Consider the following 11,890-nt stretch of genomic DNA (forward strand, 5'->3'; position numbering starts at 1 on the left):
TATTATTTATGCCTCAATCAAGTGTGCGTACAAGAGTAGCCTTTGAAAGAGGCATTTATTTATTAGGCGGACAGGTTATTTCATTTTCAAATGAGGTAATTGATAAAAAAGAAGACTTAAGAGATGTCTGTGGCTACTTAAATAACTGGGCAGATTTATTAGTTATAAGATATCCAGCATTGGATGTGCTTAAGAAGTTAGCAGGGTATTCAAAGGTTCCTGTGATTAATGCTATGACTAGCCAGAATCATCCTTGTGAAATTATGACAGATTTATATGCCTTATCTAAGATTAGAAAAGATTTTCTAAAGGATAAATATCTGTTTTGTGGCCTAGCAGGCAATATCGGATATACTTGGAAAGCAGCAGCTAAGGTGCTGGGACTTGAGTTTTCGGCGTGTTGCCCAAAAGGTTATGAGATAGAAGGGGTGAAAACATATTATAGCCTGGATAAAGCTATTCAAGAAAAAGATGTGATTTGTACAGATTCAATACCGTCAAAGGCCTTAGTAGATTTTAAAGATTTCCGGATTACAAAGGAAGTCATGCAAAAGGCCAATGAAGGTGCTGTTTTAAATCCTTGTCCACCTTTTTATCGCAAGGAAGAAGTCTCGGAAGATGTAATTGATTCCAAGTATTTCGTGGGATATGACTTTAAGAAATATTTAGTTGAGGTGCATCAGGCTATTATGATTTATTGATCTTAATAAGATCAGATACTTAAATAAATTATTTGTAAAGGGTCATGCATAAGCAGAAATAGCAATTATAAAAAATAGTTAAAAAGATATAACTAAATCAAATTCAATTGATATAGATTTATATAATTTTATATAAATCTATAAAAATTTAAAAAACTATTGTTTTTTATAATTTACTTATGTATAATTGTAGAATCTTAATAAAAATGCAGTTAAATTTATAAATATACGGAGGTAGACTATGTTTGGATTAAAAGGAAAATCATTATTAACATTACATGATTTCACACCAGAACAAATTGGCTATTTATTAGATTTAGCAGCGGAGCTAAAAGCTAAAAAACGCATGGGTGTGAAAGGTAATCTTTTAGCAGGTAAAAATGTAGCACTTATTTTTGAAAAACCTTCTACACGTACACGTTGCGCATTTACAGTAGCTTGTAATGATGAAGGGGCTTTCCCAGAATACTTAGGAAAAGATGATATTCAATTAGGACACAAAGAAAGTGTAGCCGATACAGCACGTGTACTTGGACGTTTCTTTGATGCCATTGAATTTAGAGGATTTTCACAGGAAGTTGTAACAGATCTTGCAAAATATAGTGGAGTACCTGTATATAATGGACTTACTGACCTTTATCATCCTACACAAATTTTAGCTGACCTTCTAACAATGAAAGAGCATTTAGGGACATTAAAAGGTAAGAAATTTGTTTTTGTAGGGGACGGTCGTTTTAATATGGCAAATAGCTTACTGATTGGTTGTGCAAAAATGGGTGTAGATATTGTTGTTTTAGCACCAGAAGCATTATGGCCAGATAAAAATCATGTTGCAGTATGTGAAGGCTATGCAAAAGAGAGCGGTTCGAAAGTAACAATTACAAGTGATATTGAATCTGTAAAAGGTGCAGATGTTATTTATACAGATGTATGGTTCTCTATGGGTGAAGAAGAAAAAGCTAAAGAACGTATTGCTTTATTACAACCATATCAAGTAAATAGTGAAATGATGCAAAAGACAGGTAATCCTAATGTCTTATTTATGCATTGTTTACCAGCTGTTAAAGGTTATGAAGTAACAGAGGAAGTGTTTGAAAGTAAGCAATCTGTGGTATTTGATGAGGCTGAAAACCGTATGCATACTATTAAAGCTGTCATGGTTGCAACCTTGTCATAATTTGTCCTATATTCTAGAAAAATATTTTAGAAATATTGACTAAATTTAAAATTGAGAATATAATCTTGATAATAAATAAATATAATAAAATATACAAAAATAAACAGAAAACTTGGGAGGAAATGTGATGCGAGTATTTAATTTTTCAGCAGGACCAGGAGCGTTACCATTAGAGGTATTAGAAAGGCACAAAAAGAATTAGTAGAGTATAAAGATGCAGGAATGAGTGTTATGGAAATGAGCCACCGCTCAAAACCATATGCAGCAATCATTGAAGCAGCAGAAGCAAAACTTCGTAAAATCATGGGCATTCCAGATAACTATACAGTACTTTTCTTACAAGGTGGAGCTTCTCTTCAATTTGCCATGATTCCATTAAACTTACTTAGAAATTCTAAGAAAGCAGATTATATTGAATCAGGTGCATTCGCTTCTAAAGCACTTAAAGAAGCTCAAAAATATGGAGATATTAAAGTAGTTGGTTCATCTAAAGCAGATAAATACAGCTATATTCCAAAAGTAGACCCATCTGAATATCGTCAAGATGCAGATTATTTCTATATCTGTGCGAATAACACAATTTATGGTACAAAATTCCATGAATACCCAGAAACAGGTAATGTGCCTTTAGTAGCAGATATGTCTTCTTGCATCCTTTCAGAAAAAGTTGATGTTTCTAAATTCGGTATGATTTATGCTGGAGCACAAAAGAACTTAGGACCTGCAGGGGTTACACTTGTTATCATCCGTAATGACCTTATTGGTGAAGTAGATGAAAAAGTACCTGCAATGCTTAATTACAAATTAATGGCTGACAATGGTTCTATGTACAATACACCTCCAACATATGGTATTTATATGTTAGGTTTAATGTTCGATTGGATTGAGGGGCAAGGTGGCGTAGAAGCTCTTGAAGTAAGAAACCGTGAAAAAGCTGCACTTCTTTATGATTACATTGATCAATCAGAGTTATTCAAAGGTACAGCAGCTAAAGAAGACCGTTCATTAATGAACGTAACATTTGTAACAGGTAATCCAGACCTTGATGCAAAATTCGTAGCAGAAGCAGCTAAAGAAGGTCTTGTAAATATTAAAGGACACAGAAGTGTTGGTGGTATGCGTGCAAGTATTTACAATGCTATGACACTTGAAGGTGTACAAAAACTTGTAGATTTCATGAAGAAATTCGAAGTAGAAAATAAGGAGGCATAATCATGTATAACGTTTACACACTTAATAAAATTTCAAAAGCAGGCTTATCTTTATTAGACGAAAATTATACAGTTACTGAAACAGTAGAAGGCGCTGATGCGATTTTAGTAAGAAGTGCTAAAATGCATGATATGGAACTTCCAAAAAGCGTAAAAGCTATTGCTAGAGCTGGTGCAGGTGTTAACAATATTCCTATTATGGAATGTGCAGCAAAAGGTATTGCTGTATTTAATACACCAGGTGCAAATGCTAACGCTGTTAAAGAATTAGTAATTGCTGGTCTTTTATTAGCTTCTCGTGATGTTGTAGGTGGTGTTAACTGGGTACGTACATTAGAATCTGATGTGGCAAAACAAGTAGAAAAAGGTAAGAGTGCTTTTGCAGGCCAAGAAATTTTAGGCAAAACACTTGGTGTAATCGGTCTTGGTGCTATCGGTGTTATGGTTGCAAATGCCGCAAATTCACTTGGTATGAAAGTAATCGGATATGACCCTTATATTTCAGTAGATGCAGCTTGGGGACTTTCAAGAAATGTAAAACATGCTACAAATCTTGAGACAATATTTGCAGAAGCTGATTATATTACAATTCACGTACCTCTTTTAGATGCTACAAAACATATGCTTAATGAAGATGCATTTGCTAAAATGAAAGATGGCGTACGTATCCTTAACTTCTCAAGAGACACACTTGTAGAAAATAATGGTTTAAAAGCTGCTCTTGAAAGTGGTAAAGTAGCAAAATATGTAACAGACTTCCCGGTAGAAGACGTTATGAATAATGATAAAATCCTTACAATTCCTCACTTAGGAGCTTCTACAGCTGAATCAGAAGATAACTGTGCTGCTATGGCTGTGAAAGAAGTAAGAGATTACTTAGAAAATGGTAATATCACAAACTCTGTTAACTTACCAGCTTGTCAAATGGCATGGGGTACAGACTGCCGTCTTGCAATGATTCATAAAAATACACCAGCTATGATTGGTCAAATTACAAATATCATTGCAGAAGCAGGTATCAATATTTGCGATATGACAAATAGAAGCCGTGGAGACTTTGCTTACACATTAATTGATACAGATACATCTGTATCAGAAGCACAAGTTGCAAAAATTGAAGGCATTGAAAATATGATTAGTGTACGTCTTCTTAAAAAATAATTGATATGCAAAAAGTATCTATAATATGTCTTATAGATACTTTTTACAAAATAGATTAAAAGGTAGTTATCCAAGTTTAAGTGGATAACTATTTTTATGCCTAAAAGAGAAAGGTGCCTATAAAACGGTAGTAATTTATGAAGCGATGACATATATTAGAAGTAAAATTTTAATGCATAAATAATCCTTGGATAGCAGGCTATAGGGGGGAAAAGATGAAAGACTTATCACTTCATATCTTAGATATTGTGGAAAATAGTATAAGGGCAGGGGCGACGCTTATTGAAATTACAGTTAGTGAGTTAACTGTGAAGAATCAATTGGTTATAGAAATTAAAGACAATGGCAAGGGGATGCCAGCAGCAATGTGTCAAAGTGTAACAAGCCCTTTTGTAACGACAAGAAGCACGAGAAAAGTTGGATTAGGATTACCACTTTTAGCTCATCGCTGTGAACTTTGTGAAGGCCAGTTACATATTACAAGTGAAGAGGGAAAAGGAACCATGGTGACAGCACAAATGTGTTATAGTCATATTGATAGAACCCCTTTAGGAGATATAGGGAGCACGATGATGACACTCATTATGGGACATCCAGAGATTCAGTATATTTATACATATATTTATGAAAGAAAAGAAAAACAAGTAAATAGCTTTCAGATGAATACAAATAAGATAAAAGAAATTCTAGGTGATGTGGAGATTCAGAAAATGGAAATTCTCCTATGGCTGAAAGACTATATTAATGAAAATATGATTTTAGCTTGTGAAAAAATAAACTAAAAATATACAAAAAACGAGCTGTTTTGAATAGAAATACACAATTTCGTTGAAAAGGTAAATAAAATTACAAATTTGTTTATTTGTTTGGATTAAAATGATATAATTTAAATTATCAAAAAAACAAAGGGGGATCTATATGAATATATTAACCTTCAAAAAAGGTATTCATCCAGACTATCATAAAACTGAAACGCAAAATAAAGCGATTGAAGTTTTAATGCCGCTAGATGAATTAGTTTTCCCAATGTCTCAGCATATTGGCGCACCCGCTAAACCAATTGTAAAAAAAGGTGACCGCGTGCTTGTAGGACAAAAAATTGGGGAAGCTGGTGGCTTTGTGTCAGCACCAATCCATAGTAGCGTATCGGGTACAGTAAAAGCTGTAGAAGAACGTATAACACATCGCGGAACAAAGGATATGTGCGTTGTGATTACGCAGGATGGTGAATTTGAAGAATCAGAAGAAATGGCTCAAAATGCTAAACCTGACTATTCAAATTTAACACAAGAGGAACTTGTGAAAATAGTTCAAGAAGCAGGAATTGTAGGAATGGGTGGAGCAACATTCCCAACACATGTCAAACTTTCTGTACCAAAAGATAAAAAAGCTGAATATATCGTTATTAATGGTGCAGAATGTGAACCTTATTTAACTTCTGACCACCGTGTGATGTTAGAGAGTAGCGAAGAAATCATAGGTGGGCTTAAAGTACTTTTAAGTGTTTTTAAAGATGCAAAAGCCATTATTGGTATTGAAGATAATAAAATGGATGCAGTAAATAAACTTCAAGCACTTGCAGCAAAAGAAGAACGCATTGAAGTGGCGTTGCTTCATACAAAATATCCACAAGGTTCTGAAAAACATTTAATCTACGCCACAACAAAACGTGAAGTACCAAGTGGCAAACTTCCTATTGATGTAGGATGTATTGTACATAACATTGACTCAATTGTAGCGATTTATCGTGCAGTTGTAAAAGGACGTCCTATTATGCGACGTATTGTAACAGTATCTGGTAGCGGTGTTAAAAATCCTTGTAACTTAGAAGTAAAAATTGGTTGTTCATACCGTCAATTACTTGAAAAAGCAGGATGGGATCCAGAACGTACTGTGAAAATTATTGCAGGTGGTCCTATGATGGGAACTGCCATGAGTGATATTGATGTACCCGTTGTAAAAGGAACTTCTGCGATTTTATGCTTTACAGAAGAAGAAATGAGCAAGGATCAAACAACAGCTTGTATCCGTTGTGGTAAATGCGTAGATGTTTGTCCAATGTCTCTTGTACCAAATACACTTCACCGTGCGGCTATGCATGGACATATTGATACTTTCCTTGCAAATAATGGTATGGATTGTATTGAATGTGGTTGCTGTTCATTTACATGTCCAGCTAAAAGAGATTTAGTACAAAGTATTCGTACAGCCAAAGCAGCAGCGCGTGCTAAAAAATAAAAAGGAGAATGAACAATGGAAAAGATGTTAACAGTATCCTCTTCACCACATGTTAGAGCAAAACATACAACAAAGAGTATTATGTTAGATGTAATTATTGCCCTCATGCCAGCGCTTATTGCAGGAATTTATTTTTATGGCATGCGTGCATTATTTGTAACAGCACTCTGTGTTGCTTTTTGTGTCTTCTTTGAGTGGGGATGGGAAAAGATTTTTAAAAGACCAAGCACAATTAAAGATTTAAGTACTGTGGTTACAGGAATTTTACTTGCTTTTAATATGCCTGTGGGTGCACCTATTTATGCAATTATTGTAGGTTCACTTGTGGCAATTATATTTGCAAAACAAATTTTTGGTGGAATCGGTCAAAACTTTATCAACCCAGCCCTTGCAGGACGTGCAGCGCTTTTAGCTGCTTATCCTACAGCTATGCGTACTTTTACAGAAACTATTCCAGGTAAATTTGTAGCCGATGCGGTAACAGGTGCGACACCACTTGAACTGATGAAAAATGATTTATTTGATCAAATGCCAAGTTTCATGGATGCCTTCATTGGAAATGTAGGTGGGTGTATTGGTGAAGCATCAGCTTTAGCTCTTTTAATTGGTGGTATTTATTTACTTGCACGTCGTGTGATTAAATGGCATATTCCAGTTTGTTATTTAGGAACTATTTTTGTCATGACACTTATCTTTGGTGGTATGGGCACATTTCTTAGCTTTGAATCACTTTTCTTAGGTGGGGCAATACTTGGGGCATTCTTCATGGCAACTGACTATACAACAACACCTATGACTGTAAAAGGTCAAATCATCTTTGCAGTAGGTGCTGGTATTATTACAACAGTTATTAGATTATGGGGTGGTTACCCAGAAGGTGTAAGTTACAGTATCTTACTTATGAACTTAACAGTACCACTTATCGATCGTTACATTAAACAAAAACGTTTCGGGGAGGAAAAATAGCATGAAAGATATTTTAAAGCTTGGCGTTATTCTTTTCCTTATAACAGGTATTTGTACAGGTCTTTTAGGTGGCATCTATCAGGTAACAAAACCTATTATTGAAGAAAATAATGCGAAAACACAAATGGAAGCAATGAAAGCACTTTTAACAGATGCTGATGAGTTTGTAGAAGTGGAAGGCGCTACAGAAGGCGATGTAGCTGCAATATTCGTTGCAAAATCTAGTGGTGCTCCAATGGGTTATGTCGCAAAAGTAACACCAAATGGTTACGGCGGTGCGATTCAAATGTTAGTAGCCTTCAATCAAGAAGGTAGTGTAGAAGGTATTAAAATCTTAAGTCACTCAGAAACACCTGGATTTGGTGCAAATGCTGAAAAACCTACATTCTCTGACCAATTCAAAGGAAAAGTGGCACCACTTACAGTGACAAAAGTGGCACCAGCTGATACAGAAATTCAAGCCATTACAGGGGCAACTATTACATCAACAGCTGTAACAAACGCTGTAAATGCAGCTACAGAGTACATAAACGCACATAGCGCAGAATGGGGGGATTTATAATGAGTAAATTAGTTGAAAGACTTAAAGCTGGTTTAGTGACAGATAACCCTACATTTGTGCAAGTATTAGGGATGTGTCCAACTTTAGCCGTTACAACAAGTGCTACAAATGGTTTTGCCATGGGACTTACAACAACAGCCGTACTGATGTGTTCAAACTTTGCAATTTCACTTCTTAGAAAAGTGATTCCAAACAAAATCAGAATCCCAGCATTCATCGTTATCATTGCAAGTTTCGTAACAATGATTGAGTTATTATTAAAAGCTTATATGTTAGATTTATATAATACGCTTGGTTTATTTATTCCACTGATTGTTGTTAACTGTATTATTTTAGGTCGTGCAGAAGCTTATGCTTTCAAAAATGGTCCTATTTCATCAATTTTTGATGGACTTGGTATGGGACTTGGATTTACAGCATCTCTTACAGTAATTGGTATTATCCGTGAAGTATTAGGTGTAGGTGAATTATTTGGTATCCGCGTTATGCCAGCATATTATACACCAGCTATTATTATGATTTTAGCACCAGGTGCATTCTTTACACTTGCTATTTTAATGGCAATCTTAAATACATTGAAGGCTAAAAAACATTAGGAGGGATTAAAGATGAACTTGTTATTACTCTTTATTGGTGGGGCACTTGTTAATAACTTTGTACTTTCTAAGTTTTTAGGGATTTGTGCCTTCCTTGGGGTTTCTAAAAAAGTAGATACAGCTGTCGGTATGGGTGCTGCAGTTACTTTCGTTATGAGCCTTGCATCTATGTTTACTTATTTAGTATATAAATTTATTTTAGTACCATTTAAACTTGAGTACTTATACACTGTTGCATTTATCTTAGTGATTGCATCACTTGTACAATTCGTAGAAATGGTTATTCAAAAAACAAGTCCAGCACTTTATAGTGCACTTGGGGTATTCTTACCTTTAATCACAACAAACTGTGCTGTACTTGGTGTTTCTATCTTAAATATGCAAAATAACTATTCACTTATTGAATCTGTTGTAAATGGTGTAGGTGGAGCTGTAGGTTTCACAATTGTTATGGTCCTTATGGCAGGAATTCGTGAACGTATCGAAGACAATGATGTGCTATCTGGATTTAAAGGCTTACCAATTGCCTTATGACAGCTGGTTTTATGGCAATTGCCTTTGCAGGTTTTTCAAATTTAATCAAATAAGGAGGGGAAAAGATGTTACAAGGAATTTTAACTCCTGTACTTTTAATTGGAGGCATTGGGCTACTCTTTGGGATTGTACTTGGCATTGCGGCTAAGAAATTTGCAGTACCAGTAGATGAAAAAGTAGAAGCTATTAGAGAATGTTTACCAGGTGCAAACTGCGGTGGTTGTGGATTTGCAGGTTGTGATGCTATGGCAAAATCTATTGCAAGTGGCGAAAGTGCCGTAAATGGTTGTCCTGTTTGTAATAGCGAACAAGTAGAAGCAATTAGTAAAGTCATGGGCATTGAAGCAGCTACAGGTGAAAAGCAAGTGGCTGTTGTAAGATGTAAAGGAAATCATGAAAATGCCAAAGCAAAATTTGAATACGCAGGGATTCAAACTTGTAAAGACGCTAACTTAGTGGGTGGTGGCCCTAAAATGTGTGCTTATGGTTGTTTAGGTCTAGGGACATGTGCGGCAGCTTGCCAATTTGGTGCAATTCATATGGAAGAGGGTCTTCCAGTGATTGATAAAGAAAAATGTGTAGGTTGTGGTGCTTGTCAAAGAGAATGTCCAAGACAAGTTATTCATGTGTTACCAATCTCTACAAGTTATCATGTAAACTGTGTATCTAAAGATAAAGGGAAAGCTGTAAAAGATAACTGTAAAGTAGGTTGTATGGGCTGTGGACTTTGTGCACGTCAATGTGAAAATGGTGCTATTACAGTGGCTAATAACTTTGCAACTATTGATCCAGAAAAATGTACTTCTTGTGGTAAATGTGCTGCAAAATGTCCTACAAAAGCTATCTCTAACTTATTAGAGGAAGTTATGAAAGAAAAATTAGATATGCCAACAATACCTAAAAAACCTAATACGCCTAATGTGGCAGATGTACCAGCTAAGTCAACTGCATCTATGTAATGGTGTAAGTTTAGGTTAAATAACGATATGATAAGAGCCCTTTCACTTAGCGTAATAAAGTGAAAGGGCTTTAAGTATTAAAAACATATATCTCATAATGTGTAAAATACCATAAAAAGTAATTTTTAAAACAAATATAGGTGACGCTTATATAGGAATATAGTATACTTAAATAAGAGGTTAGGAAAATGAAATAAATATACAAATGAGGAGAGGGATTCTGGTATGGCAAACGGTAAAGCTGTTGAGCGAACAGGTGTACTTATCTTGTGTTTATTGTCAGGACTTACAGTAGGTTATTTTGTAGGTGAATTGTGTCGTAATGTTCAAGTCTTAAATTGGATGAATTATGCAGGACAATTTGGTTTAGATACCCCTGTACAAGTAAACTTAGGTGTGATATGGTTTTCATTACAAATTAAATTTAATTTAAGCATTGCATCGATTTTAGGGTTATTATTAGGTGTATTTGTTTATCGTAAATTATAAGTAACTAATCTTAAAGAAATAGTTTTAATTATGTTATAAATAAAATACGAAGATTATTTCATAATAAGTAATATAAAAAGAAAATAAAGGAGTTAAAAATGATTTTAGCATCAGCGTCTCCTAGAAGACATGAATTAATTAAATTATTAGTAGATAAAATTACAATTCAAACAAAAGAAGTAGAAGAGATTATTGACCTTAAAGCGTCACCGCAGAAGAATGTACAAGACCTTGCAAGGCTTAAAGCTTTAGCAGTGGCGCAGGAAAATGAAGATAAGCTTGTAATTGGCGCCGATACAGTAGTATGCCTGGATGGTCAGATTATGGGCAAACCAACAAATAAGCAAGAAGCTAAAGAGATGCTTCGTAAGCTTTCAGGCAGAACCCATGAGGTATGTACAGGTGTAGCACTTATTCAAAAAAGTAAAGGGATTGATCACACCTTTGTAGAAACAACAAATGTAACGATGAAAGCGTTAAGTGATGAAGAAATTGATTATTATGTGAGCACTAAAGAACCTATGGATAAAGCAGGTAGCTATGGCATTCAAGGTAAAGGGGCATTATATATTTCACATATTGATGGGGATTATTATAATGTTATGGGATTACCAGTGCATAGACTTTATGAAACATTAAAGATTATTAAATGAGATAATTTCATAATTTTTATCCCTTGATTTTACAATGTTTATATTGCATATAAAAAACAGCCTACCTCGATTCGATATACATTTTAAGCAAATAATCCACATCGACAGGAGTAAACTGTTAAATATGTATCGACAACAATCTTTAATTACTTTAGACGAATTTTACGAATTGAAACCTCTTACTAAACTTGAGGCTATATTGACTTCTATTGATTTTACATTTTTTCTTGAAATATACCCTGAATCTTTTTCAAGACGAGGTCCTAAAGGCTATTCTAAAAAGCAACTTCTTATGGCGCTTATTGCTATGCAAGTAGAACATATTCCAGTCTTAAAGTTCTCTTAACACTAATGGTAACTTTATTAAATGGTTTGGTTGGAAAATGCATGCATTAGTTGATACTGCTAGTGGTATTACATTATCCTGCTTGCGTCAAGATTAAATGATGTTCAAAAAAATCAAACTGTATCAGCATAACTCTAAGTAATTAAAAGAAAAATATTGTAACAAAGCCTGTGGATAAAAATATCAAATTTTACTGGCTGAACTGAATGACGCCATTTTTTGAACTTTTTTATAAAAAATAAAAAAGTTTATCCACAGAAGGCAACTTTTGAATTATGAAATATCCTAAGCGTTAAC

Annotated in this window: 12 protein-coding genes and 2 pseudogenes; all 14 read left to right on the top strand. The window is 34.6% G+C overall.

From position 1 onward, the window contains the following. Positions 1–701: peptide transporter (locus JCM14822_RS16725; protein ID WP_054743568.1), on the top strand; the 701-nt coding region annotated here is incomplete at its 5' end. 241 nt (positions 702–942) lie between these two features. Further along, on the top strand, positions 943–1,878 hold the full coding sequence (argF, locus tag JCM14822_RS16730; RefSeq protein WP_054743570.1) for an ornithine carbamoyltransferase: 936 nt from the start codon (positions 943–945) through the stop codon (positions 1,876–1,878). A gap of 124 nt (positions 1,879–2,002) precedes the next feature. Then, positions 2,003–3,090 (top strand): annotated as a pseudogene (gene serC / locus JCM14822_RS16735) (3-phosphoserine/phosphohydroxythreonine transaminase). 2 nt (positions 3,091–3,092) lie between these two features. After that, the gene (locus tag JCM14822_RS16740; RefSeq protein ID WP_054743572.1) at positions 3,093–4,250 is read left to right on the top strand and encodes a phosphoglycerate dehydrogenase; all 1,158 of its coding nucleotides are present in this window, start codon (positions 3,093–3,095) and stop codon (positions 4,248–4,250) included. A 215-nt stretch (positions 4,251–4,465) separates the two neighbouring features. Next, complete coding sequence (locus JCM14822_RS16745) at positions 4,466–5,032, top strand: ATP-binding protein (protein WP_054743574.1); 567 nt, start codon at positions 4,466–4,468, stop codon at positions 5,030–5,032. 136 nt (positions 5,033–5,168) lie between these two features. Continuing rightward, positions 5,169–6,488, top strand: coding sequence for an electron transport complex subunit RsxC (rsxC, locus tag JCM14822_RS16750; protein WP_054743576.1), 1,320 nt, complete (start codon positions 5,169–5,171; stop codon positions 6,486–6,488). 15 nt (positions 6,489–6,503) lie between these two features. Then, positions 6,504–7,454, top strand: coding sequence for an RnfABCDGE type electron transport complex subunit D (locus JCM14822_RS16755; protein WP_054743578.1), 951 nt, complete (start codon positions 6,504–6,506; stop codon positions 7,452–7,454). A 1-nt stretch (position 7,455) separates the two neighbouring features. Then, entirely contained in the window at positions 7,456–8,016 is a 561-nt protein-coding gene (locus JCM14822_RS16760; RefSeq protein ID WP_054743580.1) for an RnfABCDGE type electron transport complex subunit G, read from the top strand. Beyond that, the gene (rsxE, locus tag JCM14822_RS16765; protein ID WP_083461531.1) at positions 8,016–8,612 is read left to right on the top strand and encodes an electron transport complex subunit RsxE; all 597 of its coding nucleotides are present in this window, start codon (positions 8,016–8,018) and stop codon (positions 8,610–8,612) included. Before JCM14822_RS16760 ends, rsxE begins: the two co-directional genes overlap by 1 nt. Before the next feature lie 12 nt (positions 8,613–8,624). Then, positions 8,625–9,199 (top strand): annotated as a pseudogene (rsxA, locus tag JCM14822_RS16770) (electron transport complex subunit RsxA). A 12-nt stretch (positions 9,200–9,211) separates the two neighbouring features. Beyond that, positions 9,212–10,105 carry an RnfABCDGE type electron transport complex subunit B gene (locus tag JCM14822_RS16775; RefSeq protein ID WP_083461532.1) on the top strand — a complete coding sequence of 298 codons (894 nt, stop codon included), beginning with the start codon at positions 9,212–9,214 and terminating at the stop codon, positions 10,103–10,105. A gap of 225 nt (positions 10,106–10,330) precedes the next feature. After that, positions 10,331–10,594, top strand: coding sequence for a DUF4321 domain-containing protein (locus JCM14822_RS16780; protein ID WP_054743582.1), 264 nt, complete (start codon positions 10,331–10,333; stop codon positions 10,592–10,594). 98 nt (positions 10,595–10,692) lie between these two features. Further along, complete coding sequence (locus JCM14822_RS16785) at positions 10,693–11,247, top strand: Maf family protein (RefSeq protein ID WP_054743584.1); 555 nt, start codon at positions 10,693–10,695, stop codon at positions 11,245–11,247. A gap of 124 nt (positions 11,248–11,371) precedes the next feature. After that, the gene (locus JCM14822_RS16790) at positions 11,372–11,593 is read left to right on the top strand and encodes a hypothetical protein (RefSeq protein WP_054743586.1); all 222 of its coding nucleotides are present in this window, start codon (positions 11,372–11,374) and stop codon (positions 11,591–11,593) included. The last annotated feature ends 297 nt before the right edge of the window (positions 11,594–11,890 follow it).

The organism is Cellulosilyticum ruminicola JCM 14822 (assembly GCF_001311925.1).
In the GTDB taxonomy this organism is placed as follows: domain Bacteria; phylum Bacillota; class Clostridia; order Lachnospirales; family Cellulosilyticaceae; genus Cellulosilyticum; species Cellulosilyticum ruminicola.